Origin of the sequence: Daejeonella sp. JGW-45, assembly GCF_029360805.1 — a bacterium.
In the GTDB taxonomy this organism is placed as follows: Bacteria; Bacteroidota; Bacteroidia; order Sphingobacteriales; family Sphingobacteriaceae; genus Daejeonella.
In genome coordinates this window covers 227,174-249,264 of record NZ_JARKNC010000006.1, presented here as the reverse complement: position 1 = coordinate 249,264, position 22,091 = coordinate 227,174, and the positions used below count along the sequence as shown (strand labels likewise).

The window sequence follows — 22,091 nt, the reverse complement described above, 5'->3', positions numbered from 1 at the left end:
CAAAAGCCAAAACTATACCTAATTCATATCCTTACTCACAACAATATTTTAATAAACTGTTTCGTTTAATAAACATTAACTGAGGAAATCTATGAAGAAATACACCGTGTGGGCGATTGGCATGCTCTTACTTATTTGTACCTTACCTGCTATAAGCTGGGTATCGGCAAAAAAATCACAATTGCAGTTCTTTAATTCAGCAAAAGACTCGGCCGCCGTTAAGGTAACTGCTAATTATTCAAATACCCAGATCTTCGATCAATATGTTAATTCGGCATATGAAAAAATTGGCCTGGCAGCCAGAGATCTGGATGCAGCGGTTTTCAAGAAAGCGTTAATTGGCTATTATAATCTTAAAAAAACAAATCTGATTTCCCCGGAACGTCAGATCCTTACCATCATTGATTTTAATCTGAAAAGTACGCAGAAGCGTCTCTGGATTGTGGATCTTGCCAGCAACAAAGTCTTATTTAATACTTTAGTAGCGCATGGCCGGGGAAGTGGCGGCGATATGGCGACAAGTTTTTCTAATCTTGCAAATTCACATCAAAGCAGCCTTGGTTTCTATATTACAAGTGAAACTTACTTTGGAAAACATGGTCTTTCAATGAAGCTGGAAGGCATGGACAAAGGATTTAATACCAACGCCAGGGACCGTGCAGTAGTAGTTCACGGAGCCGATTATGTAAGCCAATCGTTCATAGATAAAACTGGCCGTTTAGGCCGAAGTCATGGTTGCCCGGCTCTTCCTGCAGAACTGACAAAAACGATCATAAATACGATCAAGGGCCAGACCTGCATGTTCATTAACGGGCCAGGAAATGATTATACCTCAAACTACCTGGATCAGGAGATTGCGGTATCAAATTTTGTTTCGTCAGGAAATACAGTCCAGGCCAGCATATAAGAATATTAAGCGTTAAAAAAGAGAGATCCTGATCCCCGGATCTCTCTTTTGCTTTTTATATCTTTGCCGTACTGTATGGAGAGACTGGAAAACTTCCTTGACCGACACCCCGAGAGAGGGTTTTTCCTTCTGTTACTAGTCGCTTTACCTGTATTTTTTATCAACCTCGGCCTCCTCCCCCTTTTCGCTGACGAACCAACACGCGCAAATGTGGCGCTGGAAATGATCCTTACGAAAAACTACTCGGTACCAACCATCGGCGGCGAGTATTATTATAATAAACCTCCTTTTTATAATTGGATATTAGCTGGTGTTTATCAGCTTAGCGGAGCCTTTACGGAGTTTAATACGCGGCTGCCGGCTATAATCCCCATGTTTTTCTTTGCGATCACTATTTTCTATTCGGTCAGCTATTTCCTTAAAAACCGCCATATCGCCCTTCTAAGCGGATTATTATTCCTGGTGAATGGCCGCATGCTTATTTACGATTCGATGCTGGGGCACATTGATATTTTTTACTCCTGGTTAACCTTTGGCTCATTTATGCTGATATTTTATTTTTTTCAGCAGAGAAAGTGGTTTTGGCTGTTCTTTATCTCCTATCTTATTACCGCTGTTACCTTTTTATGCAAAGGCCTGCCTTCAGTAGTATTCCAGGGATTTACACTAGTCGCCTTGCTCACCTACACTGGCAATTTAAAAAAATTGTTCAGCTGGCAGCATATCCTTAGCGGATTGTTCTGTCTGACGATCATCGGTGGGTATTTTTTAAATTATTACCAGTATAACCCAAACCTTGAGGGATATTTTAGCACAATATGGGATCAAAGTAGCAGGAGAACAGCCACCGAGTTCGGCTTTATTACTACTGCGTTGCACATGCTGTCTTTTCCTTTTGAACATGCCGGGCACCTGTTCCCCGCGAGTATCCTTTTGATTTTTTGCTTTCACAAAGACTTTATACGGGGGATCAAAGCAAACCCTTTTCTTAAATATATCGCAATTGTCTTCCTTGCAAATATCTGGGTATACTGGCTATCGCCCCAAACCAGGCCCAGGTACCTGCTGATGCTCTATCCGCTGTTATTTATCATCTGGAGCCATGCATATTACACTTATCGCGATAAGCTACCAAAAACAAAGCGTGTCTTCGAGATATCCCTGATGGTTCTCGGCACCCTTGTCACACTCGCTATGCCCGCCGCCTTATTGTTCGATCTTTCGGAATTCGTGGATCATATTGTGTTAAAAGTTTTCCTGCTTATTCTGATCAGCGCTTTTTTCGCCCTCCTCATCTACAAATTAAAAAGCCAAAAGATAGTGGCGTTCCTGGGCTTAATGTTAATTGTCCGCCTGGCATTCAGCCTTTTTATCCTTCCCCATCGCGCTCATCACAAAGTCGAAAATTATTACAAAAGCGCTGCTATAGAAATGGGAAGGGTTAGCAAAGGAGCACCCTTCTTTTTCTACCAATATCATCCCCAAGAAGCGGGAATCCCGTTCCACGACCGTCTGATCTTTTACATCCAACGAGAGCGTATGGCACAAGTGAAATTCACTGAGGATGCTTCGAAGCCAGGTTATTATTTTACCTTTGACAGGGAGTTGGAGCATCCAAAAGCGTTGTTGATAAAGAACTACCAGAACTTAAAACTCTACGAGCTAAAATGAGAGAACTCTCTGTTGTGATCACTGTCTTAAATGAACGGGATAATATTGAGCCTTTGCTGGCAGAGATCCGTGCCGCTTTGAATACCATTGATTATGAGGTGATTTTTGTAGATGACGGATCGGAAGATGGCACTCAGAAAAAGATCAGGGAGAATGCTGATGAGCGCAACAGTTTAGTGGAACTGCGCAAAAACTATGGTCAGAGTACGGCGATGACTGCCGGAATTGATCATGCCAGCGGCAAATACATTGCTCTGATTGATGGTGATCTCCAAAATGATCCCTCAGATATTCCTTTTATGCTGCAGAAGCTTAAAGACGAGGATTGGGATGTAGTTGCAGGCAACCGGGCGAATCGCCAGGACGGTATGTTCCTGAGAAAAATCCCATCCAGAATTGCCAACGCTATCATCCGCCGCATGACCGGCGTATATATAAAGGATTATGGCTGTACGCTAAAGATATTTAAACGGGAAATAGCTGAAGACCTCGGTATTTACGGGGAACTTCACCGATTCATTCCGGTACTGGCTAAGCTTCAGGGCGCCAGCATTACCCAAGTCGATGTAAAGCATCATGCCCGTATCCACGGTACCTCTAAATATGGCTTGGGCCGTACCTTCAAAGTGATGGCCGATCTTGTCACGATGGTGTTCTTCAGAAAGTACATTCAAAAGCCTATGCATTTGTTTGGAACACTGGGCTTTATATCATTTGGCCTGGGACTGGTGATAAACTTATATCTCCTGACATTAAAACTCATGGGCCAGGATATCGGGGGCAAGCCGTTGCTTACTTTAGGATTGATATTTCTGCTGGCAGGCATTCAACTAATAACTTTCGGGATATTAGCCGAAATAAACGTACGTACTTACTTCGAAGGAACTAACAGAAAAACATACCAGGTTAGAAGAATATTTAATGGACAAAACGAAAAGCTGGAAAATAGTTAAGCTGCTTTTGAAGCTGTTAGTCACCGGCCTATCTTTGTACCTGGTATCAAGAAAAGTCGAATTAAAAGACCTCAGGGAAGCTTTTGTTGAATCTGATCCGGTTTATCTTCTATTTGCCTTGGTGGCCTTTGTCATTTCCCAAATAATCTCAGCGTCGCGTTTAAATACTTTTTTTAGAGGGATAGGCTTAAAAATATCTGGTGTTTACAACTTCAAGATCTATCTTCTGGGAATGTTCTATAATCTTTTCCTTCCGGGTGGGATTGGAGGCGATGGATATAAGATTTTTTTACTGCGAAAGAAATTCTCCATAAAGGGCCGGAAGCTTTTTCAGGCTATATTCTTTGATCGTCTGAGCGGTTTATGGGCATTAGGATTGATCATATCAACGCTCGTGATTTTTATCCCTTATCTGGGTGTACCCAACTGGATTCCGATAATAGTCGTTCTGGTTGGAACTGTTGCGTATTATCTGGTGATGACCCGCTATTTTCAGGAATACAGCCGCAACTTTTTACTTATTCATAGCAAAGCACTGCTCGTCCAGTCCATGCAAGTTGTTTGCGTAATTATAATTCTTTACGCACTGAACTATGAGGGGAAATTTGCACCGTATTTGTTTATGTTCCTTGCTTCGTCTTTGGTAGCTATTTTCCCGTTCACCGTCGGCGGCCTGGGAGCAAGGGAATTAGTATTTCTGTATGGTGCCCAATACTTTCAGATGGATCAGCATCTTGCCGTGATTATAAGTCTTTTATTCTATTGTATCTCTGCGATACTGTCTTTTAGCGGTATCTATTTTGTGTTCTATCCAAAAGAACTCGGGGAGAAGAAGATCGAACTAAAATAATCTACAATGGATCTTGTTCTTGGGTTTGCCTGTACCACGAGTAGAAATTGTCAAGGCCGGTCTTAAGATCGGTTGAGGGACTATATTGTAAAATCTTCCTGGCTTTAGCAATATCAGCATACGTCTGCGGCACATCGCCTGGTTGTTCGGGCTGCCGGTCAATTATCGCTTTTTTACCACATGACTCTTCTATAGCTTCAATAAGTCCTTCTAACGTAATCGTACGATGATTGCCCAGGTTAATTACCTCGAAATCGGATGATTCATACAAGATGGCCGCTTCAATACCCCTTACAGTATCCTCAACATAGGTATAGTCGCGGCTCGTGGAACCGTCGCCAAATACCGGGATAGGCTGACCACTGCTAATTGCCCTGAAGAATTTGTGAATAGCAAGATCCGGTCTCTGTCCAGGCCCGTAAACCGTAAAGAACCTCAGAGCCAGAAACCTGATCCCATACAAATGACTATAAACGTGGCCAAGCATTTCACAGGACAACTTGGTGGACGCGTATGGACTGATCGGCATTAATTTATCATCCTCCGACCAGGGAACATGAGCGTTAATTCCATAAACACTACTGGACGATGCGAAAACAAACTGCTTAATGCCCCGCCTGCGGGCGAATTCTAAAAGATTTTGTGTGCCGCCAACGTTAACATCCTGATAAAGGATGGGATCTTTAATGCTCGGCCGTACTCCAGCCTTTGCTGCAAGATGTACGATCACATCTATATCATCCAATGCATCCAGATCGGCACGATTTCTGATATCCCCCTCATAAAATCGAAAGTTCTTATCCTCAGCAAAGGGGGCTATATTTTGTTCCTTTGCGGCACGCGGATAAAAAGCATCAAAGTTATCCAAACCAATGACACAATAGCAGCCAGTCTTCAACAACTTATGTATCAGGTTGCTTCCGATAAAACCCGCAGCGCCAGTTATAAGAATTCGCTTTTTCATAGCAATGTTATCGTCAAAAGTACAAAATTATCCACGTTATAGGCCAAAAATGCCTGGGGCAAAACAAGAGGCTTAAAAAACCTTAACTTTATACCGGGTACTCTACAACCAATACAATGACAAGCTTTAATGATTTTGGCAATCCACAGGTAAGAAAATTACCGAATCATCTGCGTCAGTTTATAGTTGAACAGCAGTATGCACACTATACACCAGTTGACCATGCTGTGTGGCGATATGTGATGCGTCAAAATTATAGCTACCTGAAAGACATAGCATACTACCCTTATATTCCCGGACTTGAAGCCGCGGGCCTGACCATTGAAAAGATTCCCGACCTGCAGGACATGAACAATGCCCTGAAGAAAATAGGATGGGGCGCGGTAACTGTCGATGGATTTATTCCGCCTTCTGCGTTTATGGAGTACCAATCGTACCGGGTTCTGGTAATAGCTGCCGATATCCGTCAGTTGCATCATATTGAATATACTCCCGCTCCGGATATTATTCATGAATCTGCCGGCCATGCACCGATAATTGCCGACAAAGATTACCACGAGTATTTGAGCTATTTCGGATCAATTGGCGCCAAAGCGATGTTCTCATCGAAAGACTTTGAATTATACGAGGCTATCAGGCAACTCTCTATACTCAAGGAGATGCACGATGCTGATCCGGCAGATCTAAGGAAAGCTGAAAAGAAAGTTAATTTTTGTCAGAAGAATATTGGCGAACCATCGGAGATGGCTTTGCTCAGCCGTCTGCATTGGTGGACTGTTGAGTACGGCCTTATCGGCACCATCGACGATCCTAAAATTTATGGTGCAGGTTTACTTTCGTCTATCGGAGAAAGTACAAGCTGTATGGATCCGAAGGTCACAAAGATCTGGTACACAATCGATGCACTCAACTATCCTTTTGATATAACCAAACCGCAGCCCCAGCTTTTTGTCACCCCCAATTTTCAGAATCTCATTGATGTATTGGAACGATTTGCAGACACGATGGCATTCAGACGAGGCGGCTCTGAAAGCGTACTTAAAGCTATCGAATGCAGAAATGTCTGCACAGCGGTATATAGTTCGGGACTGCAGGTCACAGGGATATTCACTGATATGGGCATGGGCTCTGACGACGAGCTTCAGTTCATAAAAACCAGCGGACCCAGCGCATTGGCTTATCACGACAAAGAGTTAGCCGGTCACGGTAAGAATTATCATGCCGAAGGCTTCTCATCACCGGTTGGAAGACTTAAGAATTTCAATAAGCCTCTGGAAGATGCAACTGAAAACGAACTGGAAAACCTCGGACTAATAGAAAACAAGGAGGCTTACCTCTCTTTTGAAAGCGGTTTGACCCTAAAAGGAATTGTGCAGTCGGTGACCAAAGAGAACGATAAGGTTATTTTGATTAGCTTTTCCGAATGTACAGTCAGCGACGAAGCCGGAAATATATTCTTCAAGCCAGAGTGGGGAGCTTATGACATGGCTGTCGGCGAAAAAGTAATATCTGTTTATTGCGGCGCCGCGGATAAGGATTCTTTCGAACAGGCAGCGCCTGTTTCAAAGACAAGTACCTTTCATCCGGAATACGACGGCCCAACGAAGAAATATCATGAACTTTTCGCTATTGTACGGGATTGCCGGGAACATCATCGGTTATATGAAAAATTAGTAACCGTTTGGGAGACCCTGCAAAAGAACTTCCGTAGAGATTGGCTCTGCTCAATGGAAATCCTGGAGATCCTCGTCCATGAAAACATCTTTCCTGATATTGCCCGCGATATCAGAATATACCTGGAAATGAAAGCCGAGAGTGAGCCCGGGCTGAATAAATTGATCCGTGACGGTTTTTACCTGATCAAAAATCCGGTAAGGCAATTAACAAATTAGTAAAATGAATATTGTAATTACAGGTGCAAGTAGCGGTGTCGGCTTTGAAGCAGTATTGGAGCTCACCGGATTCAGTTCAAATAAAGTCGTTGCGCTGGCACGATCTGAAGATAAACTAAGTAAACTGCAGGAAATTGCCCTTGCACTTAATCCTGAGTGTTTCCTCTATAGCGCCAAATTCGATATCGCGCATGATGATTACGAAACAGGACTTGTTCCATTCATCAAAGAGCGAATGGGTACGGTTGATGTTCTGATCAACAACGCTGGTTCTCTGATTAACAAGCCTTTTATGGAGATCTCGCAGCTCGATTTTGCCGAGATGCTTCAGAATAACCTGTTGGGCCATGTAAAGATGATCCAAAACATGGTGCCTTTAATGCCACCTAAAAGCCATATTGTTAATATAGGAAGTATGGGAGGTTTCCCCGGAAGCCATAAATTTCCTGGCTTGTCCGCATACTCTGCAAGCAAGGGCGCCTTGCACGTATTGACAGAATGCCTGGCCAGAGAACTAGCTGATCGGGAGATCAGCGTCAATTGCCTCGCTCTGGGTTCAGCACAGACAGAAATGCTGGAGAAGGCTTTCCCCGATTACCAGTCGCCGGTCATGGCATTCGAAATGGGAAAGTATATCGCTGATTTTGCACTGACCGGACATAAATTCTTTAATGGCAAGATCATCCCTGTGGCACACACTAACCCTTAAAAAATGAAAAACCTCATATATTTAAGTATTGTCGCACTGTTTATTTTATCCTGCCAGGGTGAACCCACAAAAACAATAGACCTAAAAGAAGAACCTGTAAACCTGGACCACGAAAAATCACTTGTACTTCCATGGAGTGTGCAAATGAATGACAGTACACAGGTTATGGAGATCCGAAGAGATCCCAATGCAGATACAAACAACCTGCAGCCCGAAGATATGGTCGATGCTTTAAATTTAAAATACCCCCAAATCATCCTAAGCTGGAACAAGCAGGAGGGAGACAAGGCCTTTGTTAGTATCGCCGACGCCACATACCTTACGCAACAGTCCGGAAGCGGGGGTGCCGAGGCATACCTTGCCGAGGCCACCTATTCGCTAACAGAGATAGCAGGAATAGCTGTCGTTGAATTCAGTTTTAAGGAAGGCGATCACGCGCGGCCCGGAATTTATACCAGAGAGGATTTCAAGTTTTAGTAACGTGAGGCTCAGTCCCAAATAAAAAGGACAGGAGACTGGCTCCTGCCCTCCCATCTAAATCTACTCCTACTTTTTGCCAAGCATGAGTACCTCATTCACCACGATTTCGGTGAAATACTTTTTAACTCCTTCCTTATCGGTATAGGAACGGCTCGTTAACTTACCCTCGACAGTTACTTCAGAGCCTTTGTGCAGGTATTTCTCTGCGATAACTGCAAGCCCGTCCCACATCACCAGATTATGCCACTGCGTTTCCTCTACTTTCTCACCCTTGTCGTTCTTGTACGAATCATTTGTGGCAATAGTCAGTTTAGCAAGTTTTTTCTTTTCTCCGATTATTTTAATCTCCGGATCAGCGCCGAGAAATCCAATCAGGCGCACACTGTTTCTTAAGTTACTCATTTGTTAAAAAATTTAAAATATCCATTATAGAATACTGGTCAGCCATCGTCCAGCAACAAGTCAAAGATGCGCAGTAGAAGAAAAATTTACCGGAAACTAAACGGATATACACGGCTATATCCGTTTCTAAACGCCGAGTGTTAAATTCAGTCTAAATATTTACCCTATGGAACGTCCGTGTTTAGACTGTGGTACCGCACTGCGAGGCAGAACTGATAAGAAATTCTGCGATGATCATTGCCGCAGTAATTACAACAATCATCGCAAAGCAGGCGCTGCCTCTGCCCTGCGACCGGTAAATGCGATACTTCGCAAAAACCACTCTATTTTATCCCGGCTGTGTACCCGGGATAAGATCAAATTAAAAAGAGAGGACTTACTCCGAAATGGCTTTGATCTAAATTATCATACACATCTTTACAATACTCAGACTGGTAATACTTACTATTTTTGTTACGACTACGGATATATGAGGTTGGATGGGGAAGTATTTTTGGTAGTAAAAAAACACAGAAAACCACTTAGCTAGAATTACAATTACATGACAGCCGGTATTCTGGTGGGGCATGTCTCCAAAATCAGAACAATGGCAGCACAGGAGGTTTTACCCTTGCTGCCGAGAGAAATGCAGACCCATTCTCAAGCACATGCTGTCGGGCATATCGAACGAATAGATCTTCTATATCAGTTTTTATCGCTATCTTAATATACCCATTTTATACCTAATGATTCGCCCGATCAAGACCCTTGTACTTGCCGCTATAACGGCATACCTGCTAAGCGGCTTCGTAGCGCTACCGCACCTGCAAAACGGAAGGCCCGACTGGCTGGTGGGGACCTGGGAAACCAAAATGGCCAGAGGAAACCTGTATGAGACCTGGAAAAAAATCAGCAATGCGGAATTTTCCGGGAAAAGCTACATGATTAAAGATAAGGACACACTTGTATTTGAGACCATCCAACTGATAGAAAGGAACAATGTGCTGCATTATATCCCGACAGTTAAAGGCCAGAATAATGACAAGCCGGTCATATTTCCACTAAAAACAAATACCGCAACGCAACTGGTGTTTGAAAATCTCGCACATGATTTTCCACAGGTAGTTTCTTACACCAGGATCACGGCAGATTCTTTGTACGCTGAAGTTTCCGGAACTAGTAATGGCAAGACGCGGAAGCAGAGATTTGGTATGAAAAGGGTCTATTAAAGCTGCAGGGCCTAAAAGACGTTGAACAAATTGTATTCTATTCTTGCTAAATACAAATTCTTAAATCTCCTTTCCATATTTCCCCATAGCTGAACCCGCTTCGAAAGGTCGAGCCTGAGTTTACTACCTATTATGAATTGCAGCGAAGGGGAAGCATCCATAAAGTTTCTGCCGGATCCGGTATGAGAATCACCCATGAACTCAAGATATAGATTTGTGTTCAGCTGCTTATAGTTTTTATACTCCCTCGGGAACAAAAGGTAGCCAGAAGAGAGTGTGTAAACGAAGCTGTTATGAGCATTGTCGTGCATCATCTCGTGGCCGGGAGCAAACTTATCGAGCGACTGTGTATAAGAAACTGAGCCGGAAAGAGCTAACTTATGCATCAGTTGAGTGAACACAACTCCACCCTGCAAACCATTATTTTCGCCCGCGAGATTGATCTCATCATGCACGATCGGAAATTTAACAGTTGTATATTGGCCAAAGACAGCGCCCCTGAAATGCTTTTGCACATTGTCAACATTAAGGAAACGGTATTTGGCATAGAAAGAATAACCGCTGATTCGCTGCTTTCTCTGATAGAAGTCGGCCATATAAGCATTCGCGTTTATCATCAGATCGCTGCTGAGCCCATACATCACTCCCAGGCTGTTGCGGCTCTTAAGGTCTGATTCGTTAACGCCTTCGTTGGTCAGCCTGACGCGTATGGAGTTCTTCGGCATATTACTTGCAGGCTCCGTAGTTACAAATAGCTCCTGGCTACTTGAACCTGTTGACACAGCGATAAGAAAACTACAGCAAGCAATCTTGAAGGTACTGATCAATGCGAAGAGGGATTAAATGTGAATCCTGGCGAACCAATACAAAAACTAAACAGGCAGGATCATAATCCCACCTGTTTAATTGATTAACCCTTATGAGCTTGCGTTAATTAGAAATTGATGTTCCCTCTTAGTTCGCCCGCCGGTACGGTTGAACTGTGAATATTGAGGTACCATTTACCGGCGAGTAACTGTGCCACTTCGACATCTGTTAACACCCTGGTAGTTCCCGAAATTGTTCCCGTGTTAGCTGTGGTAAATCCAGTAATCCCAATTATAACTCCAGAACTCTTTGTCGGGGAACCATCCTCTGCACCATGAAAGTGCATATTGGTTGTGGTAGCCGAGGCAGAACCGAGGGTCCAGGTCATATTATAATTAATGGTTTTCAGCACCGGGTCGAACACCAATTTAGCAGAACCTGTCCCTGAAGATGTAACAGCTGGTACTTCCTGGGCTCCGCTAAGAGTAACTGTCACCCGTTTCATCGGATCCACTTCCTCATCGTCATCCTTCTTACAACCGGAAAACGAAACAAGCAGAATTGCGCCTATCGCAATCAGCGAAAACAATTGGCTTTTCAAAATAGCTTTCATAAAATTAGTTTGATTAGTGTTAGTTATAGAGACTACGTCAGCGTATGGCAAAGGGTTGCTTCCATCTTTTTATCATCTTTATTTAATTGCTCAAGTTGAGCTTTAAAGATTTTGAGAAATCAGTAACTTTTCATTTACTTTATAGTGCATTTTACCAAATGACAGATGAGCGATACCGATCATAGCCAAGACCCATTATATAAGTTTGAGCACTTTTTTGAGTTATCGCCGGATCTGCTTTGCATAGCTGGTTTTGACGGCTATTTTCGGCGTATAAATCCAGCCGTGTCTAAGCTCCTCGGCTATACCAATGAGGAACTTTTATCCCAGCCGATCAGTACCTTTGTGTACGACGAAGACAAAATTATTACCAAGGCATCAAGGGAGATTGTTCTCAGCTCTAATCCACTGCTTAACTTCGAGAACCGCTATCAAACCAAAAGTGGCGAGATCGTCTGGCTCGCATGGACATCAATGCCATCCCCAAAAGATGAGTTAGTATACGCCATCGCTAAGAATGTTACCGCAAAAAAGAAACTGGAAGAAGAAAGAAATCTGCACCTCGCCAATCTCACCAATATCAATAAAGAACTGAAGCAACTCAGTTATACCACGTCTCACGATCTCAGGGCGCCGGTAAACAATCTACTTTCCCTGTTCAGTTTGCTGGATCCTGCTAAGATATTTGACGAAGAGACAAGAGAATATATGGCGGTTCTGAGGGCTACAGCAGAAAATTTAAGCGAAGTCCTGAACAACTCAGTTGACACACTTATCCAAAAAGATAAGCTTCCTGTAACAGTGGAAACTGTACAACTTAACGAGAGCCTTCAATCGGTACTTACGTCGATAAAATCGCTTATCCAGGTGTCAAATGCCGAAATAACATCCGATTTCTCTGCATTTGGCGAAATCAAATTCAACCGGGCATATATGGAAAGTATCTTTCTCAACCTGATCACGAACTCCATTAAATATGCACAGCCGGGAATAACACCGGCCATTTCAATAATAACGGCAATCAACAACGATAAAAAACAGTTGATAATAAGTGATAATGGGATGGGCTTTGATATGGAGCGCGTCAGCGAGAGGATCTTTGGCCTCAACCAAAAATTCCATGATCATATAGATAGTAAAGGCATAGGCTTATACCTCGTCTATAATCATGTAACGAATTTAAAAGGCACCATTGAGGTAGTTAGCGGTATCAATGAAGGCGCCAAATTCATAATTACTTTCAAATCATCATGGTAAGCCCGCACTCATTTCATTGTCACTGTTGTGACGAATCCATAATTTATCGGCGAACTTTGTAGCTTCTCAGAAGGTTTTCCTTTTTTGCACCTTGTCGTGGTACGGTAAATATTCAGACAAAGCAGCAGAACCATACCAGGGGAACAAATCCGCATCCAGCATTCCGGCCTTTACCGCAGGATCTGTATCCACAAGCGCCCGGGCCTCTTCCACCTTAGGTACGTTCAGTATAAAAATACCACGGTAGTTCTTGTCGTTTTTCCCTATCGGACCAGCTACCACAAGCTTTCCTTCGCCAGTAAGTTTCTGCATATTACTGAAATGCCCCCTAAAAAGACTGTCAACCACCTTTTTGTCGGTAATACCCGCCGTACCCGTTTTAAGCATTACGAGCACGTACCTTTTCATACCATAGTCGTCAGCGCCGAGCTTGGTTGCCAACGCCTGGTCAAATTTAAAATTGTCTGATTGCGCATTCGCAGTTAGGACGCAGGTAAGAACTGCCGCTATTAGGATTAATCTTTTCATTCGGTTTATATTGGCTTAACGAATTTGCAAAATACCTTTCCAAGTTTCACATGTATCAATGTTGGTAATAAAATAATACAAGAAGTTTTTCTGTTAATTTTATTCCGCCTGTTACCAGACGAAAAAAGGTATTCCCTCAATGAAAGAGATAAAAGCAATTATCAAAGCTTACGAAGCGATAGAACCAGGAATCCATGCGGCATTAGCCACCGTGGTACGGGTTGAAGGCTCTTCATACAGACGCACAGGGGCGAGAATGCTGGTGCTTGATAATGGTTCATGGACCGGGGGCATCAGCGGCGGCTGTCTTGAAGGAGATGCCCTCAAACGGGCGCGTCTGGCTATAAACAGTTCCAGGCCAACCTTAATAACCTACGACACCACGGAAGACGACCCTCATCAGATCGGTGTAGGCCTCGGCTGCAACGGCATTATTGATGTCCTCTTCACTCCGCTTGATCTGAATGATGCGAATAATCCTGTGGAGACATTGAAGAGCTGTACAGCAAACGGCAGGGACACCCATACTCTGATTACGATAACCAACGTTGAAGGCAAATGGAATCACATCCAACGCGGCGACGTGATCAGGTATACCGGGCCTGATAATCTGAGTAAGCTCTTTTCTGATGACCTCGCACGAGAGATCAATGATCGCATCCACCTCCAGATGTCGGAAGCAAAGTCTGCCCCGGCCCAATTTAAAAGTGCTGATAGAAGACTTGAGCTCTTTATAGAGATCTTGCCTCCGGAAATTCATATTGTTTTAATGGGGCACCAATATGATATTTATCCCATGAGCCGGCTGTTAAAGGAATTGGATTGGCGCGTAAGCGTCTGCGGTGATGTGATGAAGATCAACCCCCTGGTGCTGGCTCATACGGATGTCATTGTAGCGCCCGCAGGCCTTTCCGATCTCACCATTGATGAGCATACAGCAGTCGTCCTGATGTCGCACGATTATAAAACCGACAAAAAAAACCTTTCCAGGGTATTGGCGACTTCTGCTTCTTTCATTGGAATGCTGGGTCCAAGAGTGCGTTCAGAAAGGATCTGGAGGGAACTTGAAGAAGAAGGTTCTGCAATAAGCCAGGCTGATATGGATCGTATCCATGCTCCCGTTGGCCTGGATATCGGTGCGGTGACTCCCGAGGAGATTGCTCTTTCCATGGCTGCGGGAGTCAAAGCTGCCTTCGCAAAACGAAACGGAGCTTTCCTGAAATTCAGGGATACCCCTATCCATCCCAGGACTTAAAGACCACCCATGAAATTGTCTTATAATGTAAAGAACTATTCGGTAATCATCCTCGCTGCGGGCAGATCTTCACGACTCGGGCAAGCGAAGCAGCTTCTGGCTTACAAGGGCAAAATGCTTTTACAGCATGCTATAGACAGCGCCAGGCAAGTCCACCCGCAGCAGCTCATCGTGGTACTGGGAGCCAATAAAGAACTTATCCTGAATCATATCGAACTCCAGGAAGGATCCGTCGTCGAAAACCCGAAATGGGAAAGCGGCATTGCCTCGTCTATTAAAACCGGCTTAAAGGCATTAAACAGCACCTACCCCGCTGCAGATGGTGTAATACTTATGGTTTGCGACCAACCCTTCGCCGACTCAACTATCCTGCAAAAATTAATTGACGCGCAAAAGACGACGGGGAAAACTATTATAGGATGCAGCTATGACGGGGCGTACGGTACTCCTGCCCTTTTCCACTCCAGCCTCTTTCCCGATCTTTTGGAGCTTACAGGAGACAGCGGAGCTAAAAAGTTATTCGAGAAATATCAAAGCCAGTCATTCTTCGTTTCTTTTGACAAAGGCGGTATCGACATAGATACAAGCGAGGACTACCAGAAATTGCCTAAATAACTTAACTTTATACATGCTTATTGATTCATTCAACAGAGCTCATAATTACCTGCGGATATCTCTTACAGATAACTGCAACCTTCGCTGCTTTTACTGTATGCCGGAAGAGAACTATGAATTTACGCCGGCAGCAAGGTTAATGCAGCCGGATGAAATTGAGTCGCTCGCAAAAATATTTGTAGAGAATGGGGTAAATAAGATCCGTCTTACCGGCGGTGAACCACTTGTCAGAAAAGATGCTGCAGATATTATAACCCGCTTGTCACGCCTTCCTGTCGATCTCACGCTTACGACAAACGCAACCCGCCTTCACGATTTTGCAGATGTTCTTACAAAAGCAAAAGTAAGATCTGTCAACATCAGCCTCGATACCCTGGACGCCGACAAATTCAACATCATTACCCGCCGTGATGGTTTTGCGAAAGTGATGGATAATATCCATTTGATGCTGAGCTGCAATATCATCGTGAAGATAAATGTTGTGGTAATGAAAGGATTGAACGACGGCGAGATCAACGACTTCATCGCCTGGACTAAAGACCTGCCGTTGCAGGTGAGGTTCATCGAATTTATGCCCTTTGATGGAAATCGCTGGACGAGCAACCAGGTATTTACTTGGAAGGATATGCTGGAACAGATAGAAACTCAGTATACTCCCCTGCGTTTGCACGACGGCGTTCACGATACTGATAAAAAATACAGGATTGAAGGGCACAAGGGAAGTTTCTCTGTCATCAGCACAATGAGCTCCCCTTTCTGCAGCGGATGCAACCGCATGCGCCTGACAGCAGATGGAAAAATGAAGAACTGCCTGTTCTCCGATAAAGAAACAGACCTTCTTTCCGCGCTGAGAAACAAACAGGATGTACTCCCGCTGATCCTGGAAAGCATACATTCCAAGGCAAAGGAACTTGGCGGGCAATTCACCAAAGATTTTGAAAAAATAGACGCTGATGACCTTCACAATAGAAGCATGATCAGCATTGGGGGATAAGCCATGGGGGGAGAATTTATCTCAGTTTCAGAAGCTAAGAACTTAATAGATAAATACACCGGGCTGCTCAATCCGGTTATCGTGCCGCTGATAGATGCCGGCGGTCACGTCCTTTCCGAAGATGTCTTTTCTAAAACCGATGTACCGCCTTTCAACCAGTCGTCAATGGACGGCTACGCCTTGAATTACAGCCATTGGAAACAATTTGGCAAGCTTGACCTCAAAGGTGAGGCTGCTGCCGGCTCGCGACAACTAGCACCTCTTGAGCCAGGGCAGGCGGTGCGGATATTTACCGGGGCGCCCGTTCCGGAGGGTGCAGATACGGTTGTAATGCAGGAAAGGACCCGCGTAGATGCAGGAAAGCTGATAGTTGAAGACGAAAACCTGGCAGAAGGCTTAAACTTCCGCCCAAAGGGAATAGAGATAAAAGCAGGCGCACTGGCTATGGAAGCAGGAAGCTTTCTTACACCCGCTGCGCTGGGCTATCTTGCTGGCGTCGGAGTAAGCGAAGTCAGCGTGTACCCCAAACCGTCTATAACCGTTATCCTGACCGGCAACGAGCTGCAGGTACCTGGAGAACCGCTACAGTATGGCCAGGTTTACGAGTCCAACTCTTTTACCCTAAAAGCCGCCCTGATTCAAACTGTCGCTGAGATCGACTTTCTTGTTGTCGAAGATACCTTGCTAAAGCTTACAGCAGTTCTGGCGTATGCCCTGGAAAAAAGCGATGTTGTCTTATTGACTGGTGGAGTAAGTGTAGGCGATTACGACTTCGTGATCCGGGCGGCAGAAGCGAACGGAGTGGACCAGGTATTTCACAAAATACGGCAGAAGCCCGGGAAACCACTATTCTTCGGAAAGAGAGACGAAAAGATCGTATTCGGGCTGCCCGGCAACCCGGCGTCCGTATTAAGCTGCTTCTATGAGTACGTACTGCCCTGCCTGGGCCGGATGAGCAAGCGCGAAACTGCTTTGGAAAGCCGGAAAGTTCCATTAAATATGGCATTAAAGAAACCTGCCGGACTTACCCAGTTTCTAAAAGGACATTATGATGGAAAAACTGTGAGCGACCTGAAAGCCCAGGAATCCTTCCGGCTAAGCTCATTTGCCAAAGCAAACTGCCTGATAATACTTGAGGAATACCGGACAGATTATACGGAAAATGAACTGGTAGAAATCCACATGTTACCGGAATAATATGGAAAGCATCTATTTATTTTATTGCCTTCTGTTCATTGTTGCAATGTTGTACTCGTCGGTCGGACATGGCGGAGCAAGCGGCTATCTGGCTTTAATGGCAATCTATGCCTTCAGCCCGGAGGTAATGAAGCCTACAGCACTGATCCTGAATCTATTTGTTTCGCTGACCTCCTTTATCCAGTTCTACCGGGGGGAGCATTTCAAATGGAAGATATTCATGCCATTGGCATTAGCGTCCATTCCATTGGCATTTCTTGGCGGATTGGTTATAATGGAAGCCTCTGTTTATAAGAAGATACTCGGTTCCTTGCTCTTTATTCCCGTCATCCGGTTTTTGTTCTTCGCAAATATTCCTGATAGCGAATTAAGAAAGAGCAATATATTCCTGTCAGTGCTCATCGGATCTCTTATTGGCTTTTTATCCGGGCTGATCGGCATAGGCGGCGGAATTATACTATCACCAATACTCCTGCTGCTGAGATGGACAAACCAAAAGCAGACAGCAGCGATCAGCGCGCTGTTTATTTTTGTGAACTCATTATCGGGATTGGCCGGGCAGCTCACCAAAGGAATTAACTTCAGTCCCGATATGCTCGGTTATGTGAGCGTTGCCTTTGCCGGAGGCTTGTGCGGAGCTTACCTCGGTGCCTTGAAGTTCAACCAAAATATTTTAAAAAACACCCTGGCGGTTGTTCTGATGATGGCCGGCTGGAAGCTTATCTTTACATAATGCAGGTTAAGGTTTTAATATTCGGACAACTGACGGACATTACGGGTCTTTCGGAGCTTTTGGTGACTGATGTTTCTACGAGCAATGAACTTATTGAATCTCTTACCGGAAAATATCCTGAACTCGCAACTGCTAAATATGTGGTCGCTCTCGATAAGAAGGTTATCAGTCAGGAAACCCAACTGCCTGACAATAGCACTGTGGCTCTGCTTCCACCCTTTTCCGGAGGATAGAATATGGCATATAAACAGGGAAACCCCAGATATCAGCGCCAAACAGCTCTTAAGGAACTGGGCGACCAGGGCCAGGAAAAGCTTCAAGATGCCAAAGTACTGGTTATTGGAGCAGGCGGGCTCGGCTCACCTGCGCTGCAATACCTGGCCGGGGCAGGCATAGGAACCCTCGGTATCGTGGACCATGACTTGGTTTCTTTAAGCAATCTGCACAGGCAGACCCTTTACTCGGCCGACGATACCGGCCTTTCAAAAGCTCTAAGGGCACAGGAAATCCTGGCGGCTCTTAACCCGGAAATTGATATCATTTCTTATAATGAGATGCTTAACTCGTCTAACGCGCTGAATATCATTTCTGGTTTCGGGATCATACTCGACGGCACGGATAATTTTGCAAGCCGTTACCTGATCAACGATGCCTGTGTGCTTTTGAACAAGCCCCTGGTATATGGTGCGATTTCAAGATTCGAAGGACAAATAGCAGTTTTTAATCAGCTAACAAACGATACACCCGTTCCGGCCAACTATCGCGATCTTTTCCCTGACCCACCGGGGGAAGGTGAGATCCTTAACTGCGAGGAAGCCGGAGTGCTTGGGACACTGCCCGGAATTATCGGGACAATGATGGCAAACGAAGCTATAAAACTGATCACCGGAATTGGCAAGCCGCTCATTAATACTTTGATGACCTATAACTCATTAAACAACCTGATGTATGAGATGGAAATTCAGGCGGCGGAGCACACCAGGTCGCTGATCCCGGCAGATCAAACCGAATTCAGGAATACAGATTACGAGTGGCTGTGTTCAAGCCGCTCGGAACTAGAGGTCGACCGCGTTTCATTTGATAGGCTGATAAATGATAAATCCGCAACCTTTATTGATGTCAGGGAGCCGGATGAAATGCCATTTATCACGGAATTCGATCACATAAAAATCCCCCTGGGCGAAATACTGGAAAATGCGGCTGTTGTTGACACAGAGACAATTGTCTTATTCTGTCAATCCGGAATAAGAAGCTTAACGGCGGCGGGTGCCTTAACTGAAAAGTACGGCAATTCAAAAAAAGTATATAGTTTAAGGGGTGGAATTCTCAATTGGAAAAATCTAAAAAGATCCTGATATGACGGAGAGAAAACCTAAAAATATATTTAAGGACGGGCCGATACCCGCATCATTTATTGCAGAAAGCATACAGAAGCACAGCACCCAAAAGGCTATTGGCGGTCATAGTATATTCCTCGGCCAGGTAAGGGCTGATGAAACGGAAAAGGGAGTGGTATCAGCTATCGAGTACACCGCTTTTGAGGAAATGGCATTGGAGAAAATGCACCTGATAAGGGAAGATATATTTGCCAAATACCCGCTTACCTGCATGCATGTACATCATAGCCTTGGCACGGTTGAAGCCGGTGAAATATGCTTATTCGTTTTCACCTCTTCGGCACACCGCAAGGCTGCAATAAACGCTTGCGAGGAGACTGTAGAGCGCTTGAAGGCTGAGCTGCCCGTTTGGGGCAAAGAGATCATAGGGGGCGAATCACATCAATGGAAAGTGAACCGGTAATCTCCTCACACATCTGATGCGTCTGCAACGATTCCGCACTTGAAAACTCCGGCTTTCCGCCAGATCCAACAGCCTGCAGAAAATCTCCCACTATCTGCTCAAATCCTCTTTTATAAAGCGTGGAATCCCAGTCGCCCATCCCTTTACTCGTATCGTCCCTGTTAGATTGAATATGTACTGCGGATACGTTCAGAACACTTCGCTTCTCTCCGGAGCTAAACACTTCTACTTTTTCTTCTACCAGTCCCGAGTCACGGTTCATTATACCCATTGCGATCGCCCCGTTATCTGCTATCAGTTGGATGACCACATGGTAAAGCAGATTATCCTTCTTCATACCACTTACCTTCAGCTCTTTAACAGGGTAAGGGAATAGGTAACGTATAGTATCTACAACATGAATAAAATCATCGAAAATGAAGTTCCTTACGTCGCCTGGCAAGGCTACCCGGTTCTTTTGCATGATGATCATATTAGGTTCGGCTACTTGTTTCAGTTCACGGTAAGCCGGGGCGTACCGCCGGTTGAAGCCTACCATCAATAGCAGCTTCCTGCTTTCAGCTAATCGAACCAGGCTTTTCGAAGACGCATAATCGTAAGTGATCGGCTTATCTACATACACATGAATATCATTCATCAGCAACAGCTGGATAATCTCCACATGACTGCTCGTTGAGGCATGGACAAATGCTGCCTGGATACCGCTGTTCAATATCGACTCAAAATCACGGTGCAGGTTTTGAAAACGGTACTGCCTGCCAATCCGCGAAAGCTTTTCCTGGTCTGGAGTATATAGGTGAAAATCCAGCTCCTTATTGCATAATACCGGTAAATATGCTTTTTGAGCAATATCCCCGAGGCCAATGATACCTATCTTTAGCACGATCTTATAGTAGTCAAGCTTATTTACGAACCGTTTCTTTCCTCAGCACATTCCATCCCTCAGGGTCTTCACCACCAAGTACCCACACGGAAATACCTCTCAGGTTATATTTCTTCAGCAAGTCAAGTTTTGGCTTTAACGACTGCGCATCCTCGATAAATAAATACTCGAACACGCCATCTTTGTCCCACATCGCCCAATTCACCTGAGCTTTCTCATGCCAAACCTTCTTCGCGTTATTCTGTCCCAAAAGATGCTGCACCATTGGGTATTTGGCACTTCTGCCATTTGCAAAACCGCCACGCTCAGTAGTATAATCGGTAAACCAGTGCACCGAATAGTTTGGAATCCCCATCGAGAGTTTCTCGGGTTTAACACCTTGATCAAGAAGGTATTTAATAACCTTTTCCATCCACTCCGGACTTGCAACCGGTCCTGGCGGAGTACGCCTTGTATGCTGATCGTAGGTCATGATAGAGATAAAATCGCCGATCTCTGATAATTCTTTGAAAGAGTATCCCGCTCTCCAGTTTTCATATAAAAAGAGGTGATATGCGGTAGGTCCGCCTACATTCTCTGTTGCATGGACCAGGGCAGCAGATAACTGCAGCTTATTTTTGTGAAGTGCGTCTGCAGTCTCCTTGAAATACTGAGTAAAATATGCCATGTCGCGGATGCTTAATCCTTCCAGATCAAACTGCCAGCCATCCAGATCATATTTCTTAGCGTACTCAAGCATCATTTCTATGGAGCGCTTGCGTGCTACAGGATTTGACACAATATCATGCAGCAGTTTTTGATCAAAGCCGCTGTTTACAATCAGGGGCATAACCTTCACATTATTTGCCTTAGCCAGAGAAAGCACACGCGGGTCTACTGATCCGGACAGCGTGCCCTCTTTACTCACTAAAAATGTCTGCGGACAGACGATTGATATTTGGTCCACATTCGCTCTGAAGCTCTCGAAAGATTCAGGGGTGTTAACCATGTAAAACAGGTTTTCTGATTTTGTCTGTGCTTTTGTAATGGATGCTGCAATTATGAGCACCGCCATTAAGAATATCCTTTTCAGCATGAGGTGATGGTTTTGGTTGGTGTAAATGTAATCAATGACACTTAGGGGTGCAATGGGGATAATGATTTGTTAAAACTTACTTTCAAGACCCCAACGTGGACCAGTTGCCCGAATTTTATTAATGATGAGTTCCAGTTTTATCTGGAATGACTACGTGATTAGGTATACTCTATGCGGCTAGTTCCTCATATATAATTCATGTATAAGTCGTATTTCAGTCGTCTTCAATTGTCATATGTCCGACCAATATCCGACTAACGTCCGACTAATATCCGAGTAATAAGCCGTGTCAATACAA

At 44.5% G+C, this 22,091-nt stretch carries 25 protein-coding genes; 18 read left to right on the top strand and 7 right to left on the bottom strand.

Annotated features, from left to right (window positions below; genetic code table 11):
* Positions 1-91 precede the first annotated feature (91 nt).
* The 4 genes from P2W76_RS08530 to P2W76_RS08515 all read left to right on the top strand — a co-directional run bounded on the left by P2W76_RS08530 (position 92) and on the right by P2W76_RS08515 (position 4,381).
* Complete coding sequence (locus P2W76_RS08530; protein ID WP_276347306.1) at positions 92-907, top strand: murein L,D-transpeptidase catalytic domain family protein; 816 nt, start codon at positions 92-94, stop codon at positions 905-907.
* A gap of 75 nt (positions 908-982) precedes the next feature.
* Complete coding sequence (locus P2W76_RS08525; RefSeq protein ID WP_276347305.1) at positions 983-2,578, top strand: hypothetical protein; 1,596 nt, start codon at positions 983-985, stop codon at positions 2,576-2,578.
* A complete protein-coding gene (locus tag P2W76_RS08520) occupies positions 2,575-3,531 on the top strand; it encodes a glycosyltransferase family 2 protein (RefSeq protein ID WP_276347304.1) in 957 nt (318 codons plus the stop codon). The genes P2W76_RS08525 and P2W76_RS08520 overlap by 4 nt, the downstream gene beginning before the upstream one ends.
* Positions 3,500-4,381, top strand: a complete 882-nt coding sequence (locus tag P2W76_RS08515; RefSeq protein ID WP_276347303.1) for a lysylphosphatidylglycerol synthase transmembrane domain-containing protein — start codon at positions 3,500-3,502, stop codon at positions 4,379-4,381. Before P2W76_RS08520 ends, P2W76_RS08515 begins: the two co-directional genes overlap by 32 nt.
* 1 nt (position 4,382) lies before the next feature.
* Here the strand turns inward: P2W76_RS08515 and P2W76_RS08510 are convergent, their stop codons facing one another.
* The gene (locus P2W76_RS08510; protein WP_276347302.1) at positions 4,383-5,345 is read right to left on the bottom strand and encodes an NAD-dependent epimerase/dehydratase family protein; all 963 of its coding nucleotides are present in this window, start codon (positions 5,343-5,345) and stop codon (positions 4,383-4,385) included.
* Positions 5,346-5,461: 116 nt separating this feature from the next.
* On the opposite strand from P2W76_RS08510, the gene P2W76_RS08505 reads away from it, so the two are divergent.
* From P2W76_RS08505 to P2W76_RS08495, 3 genes are read left to right on the top strand one after another with little or no spacing between them, the layout of a single operon-like run.
* Positions 5,462-7,237 carry an aromatic amino acid hydroxylase gene (locus tag P2W76_RS08505; protein WP_276347300.1) on the top strand — a complete coding sequence of 592 codons (1,776 nt, stop codon included), beginning with the start codon at positions 5,462-5,464 and terminating at the stop codon, positions 7,235-7,237.
* Positions 7,238-7,241: 4 nt separating this feature from the next.
* Entirely contained in the window at positions 7,242-7,946 is a 705-nt protein-coding gene (locus tag P2W76_RS08500) for an SDR family oxidoreductase (protein ID WP_276347299.1), read from the top strand.
* A 3-nt stretch (positions 7,947-7,949) separates the two neighbouring features.
* Positions 7,950-8,423 (top strand): hypothetical protein, encoded by a 474-nt coding sequence (locus P2W76_RS08495; RefSeq protein ID WP_276347297.1) that lies wholly within the window; start codon positions 7,950-7,952, stop codon positions 8,421-8,423.
* A gap of 69 nt (positions 8,424-8,492) precedes the next feature.
* On the opposite strand, the gene P2W76_RS08490 is transcribed toward P2W76_RS08495, so the two are convergent.
* The gene (locus tag P2W76_RS08490; RefSeq protein ID WP_276347296.1) at positions 8,493-8,828 is read right to left on the bottom strand and encodes a single-stranded DNA-binding protein; all 336 of its coding nucleotides are present in this window, start codon (positions 8,826-8,828) and stop codon (positions 8,493-8,495) included.
* Positions 8,829-8,994: 166 nt separating this feature from the next.
* Here P2W76_RS08490 and P2W76_RS08485 point away from each other — a divergent pair, with 166 nt between their 5' ends.
* Both P2W76_RS08485 and P2W76_RS08480 read left to right on the top strand, forming a co-directional pair.
* Positions 8,995-9,357 (top strand): DUF2116 family Zn-ribbon domain-containing protein, encoded by a 363-nt coding sequence (locus tag P2W76_RS08485; protein ID WP_276347295.1) that lies wholly within the window; start codon positions 8,995-8,997, stop codon positions 9,355-9,357.
* A gap of 196 nt (positions 9,358-9,553) precedes the next feature.
* Positions 9,554-10,036: a DUF6265 family protein gene (locus P2W76_RS08480; protein WP_276347294.1), complete on the top strand. Its 483-nt coding sequence runs from the start codon at positions 9,554-9,556 to the stop codon at positions 10,034-10,036.
* Between the two features lie 11 nt (positions 10,037-10,047).
* On the opposite strand, the gene P2W76_RS08475 is transcribed toward P2W76_RS08480, so the two are convergent.
* Both P2W76_RS08475 and P2W76_RS08470 read right to left on the bottom strand, forming a co-directional pair.
* Entirely contained in the window at positions 10,048-10,863 is an 816-nt protein-coding gene (locus tag P2W76_RS08475) for a hypothetical protein (protein ID WP_276347293.1), read from the bottom strand.
* A gap of 107 nt (positions 10,864-10,970) precedes the next feature.
* A complete protein-coding gene (locus P2W76_RS08470) occupies positions 10,971-11,456 on the bottom strand; it encodes a CHRD domain-containing protein (protein ID WP_276347292.1) in 486 nt (161 codons plus the stop codon).
* Positions 11,457-11,621: 165 nt separating this feature from the next.
* Here P2W76_RS08470 and P2W76_RS08465 point away from each other — a divergent pair, with 165 nt between their 5' ends.
* Positions 11,622-12,713 (top strand): PAS domain-containing sensor histidine kinase, encoded by a 1,092-nt coding sequence (locus P2W76_RS08465; protein WP_276347290.1) that lies wholly within the window; start codon positions 11,622-11,624, stop codon positions 12,711-12,713.
* Between the two features lie 66 nt (positions 12,714-12,779).
* On the opposite strand, the gene P2W76_RS08460 is transcribed toward P2W76_RS08465, so the two are convergent.
* On the bottom strand, positions 12,780-13,241 hold the full coding sequence (locus tag P2W76_RS08460) for a YciI family protein (RefSeq protein WP_276347289.1): 462 nt from the start codon (positions 13,239-13,241) through the stop codon (positions 12,780-12,782).
* A gap of 139 nt (positions 13,242-13,380) precedes the next feature.
* Between P2W76_RS08460 and P2W76_RS08455 the strand changes: the two genes are divergently transcribed.
* The 8 genes from P2W76_RS08455 to P2W76_RS08420 are packed head-to-tail and all read left to right on the top strand — an operon-like array spanning position 13,381 to position 19,835.
* On the top strand, positions 13,381-14,496 hold the full coding sequence (locus P2W76_RS08455) for an XdhC family protein (RefSeq protein ID WP_276347288.1): 1,116 nt from the start codon (positions 13,381-13,383) through the stop codon (positions 14,494-14,496).
* A 9-nt stretch (positions 14,497-14,505) separates the two neighbouring features.
* Positions 14,506-15,111: a nucleotidyltransferase family protein gene (locus P2W76_RS08450; RefSeq protein WP_276347287.1), complete on the top strand. Its 606-nt coding sequence runs from the start codon at positions 14,506-14,508 to the stop codon at positions 15,109-15,111.
* A 13-nt stretch (positions 15,112-15,124) separates the two neighbouring features.
* Positions 15,125-16,105, top strand: a complete 981-nt coding sequence (gene moaA, locus P2W76_RS08445) for a GTP 3',8-cyclase MoaA (RefSeq protein ID WP_276347285.1) — start codon at positions 15,125-15,127, stop codon at positions 16,103-16,105.
* Positions 16,106-16,108: 3 nt separating this feature from the next.
* Positions 16,109-17,302 carry a gephyrin-like molybdotransferase Glp gene (gene glp / locus P2W76_RS08440; RefSeq protein ID WP_276347284.1) on the top strand — a complete coding sequence of 398 codons (1,194 nt, stop codon included), beginning with the start codon at positions 16,109-16,111 and terminating at the stop codon, positions 17,300-17,302.
* A 1-nt stretch (position 17,303) separates the two neighbouring features.
* Positions 17,304-18,035: a sulfite exporter TauE/SafE family protein gene (locus P2W76_RS08435; protein ID WP_276347283.1), complete on the top strand. Its 732-nt coding sequence runs from the start codon at positions 17,304-17,306 to the stop codon at positions 18,033-18,035.
* A complete protein-coding gene (locus P2W76_RS08430; RefSeq protein WP_276347281.1) occupies positions 18,035-18,268 on the top strand; it encodes a MoaD/ThiS family protein in 234 nt (77 codons plus the stop codon). The genes P2W76_RS08435 and P2W76_RS08430 overlap by 1 nt, the downstream gene beginning before the upstream one ends.
* Before the next feature lie 3 nt (positions 18,269-18,271).
* Positions 18,272-19,390, top strand: a complete 1,119-nt coding sequence (locus P2W76_RS08425; protein WP_276347280.1) for a HesA/MoeB/ThiF family protein — start codon at positions 18,272-18,274, stop codon at positions 19,388-19,390.
* Between the two features lies 1 nt (position 19,391).
* A complete protein-coding gene (locus P2W76_RS08420; protein WP_276347278.1) occupies positions 19,392-19,835 on the top strand; it encodes a molybdenum cofactor biosynthesis protein MoaE in 444 nt (147 codons plus the stop codon).
* Here P2W76_RS08420 and P2W76_RS08415 read toward each other — a convergent pair.
* Complete coding sequence (locus P2W76_RS08415; RefSeq protein ID WP_276347277.1) at positions 19,795-20,718, bottom strand: Gfo/Idh/MocA family oxidoreductase; 924 nt, start codon at positions 20,716-20,718, stop codon at positions 19,795-19,797. The genes P2W76_RS08420 and P2W76_RS08415 overlap by 41 nt on opposite strands.
* Before the next feature lie 19 nt (positions 20,719-20,737).
* Complete coding sequence (locus P2W76_RS08410) at positions 20,738-21,793, bottom strand: glycosyl hydrolase family 18 protein (protein ID WP_276347275.1); 1,056 nt, start codon at positions 21,791-21,793, stop codon at positions 20,738-20,740.
* Between the last annotated feature and the right edge of the window lie 298 nt (positions 21,794-22,091).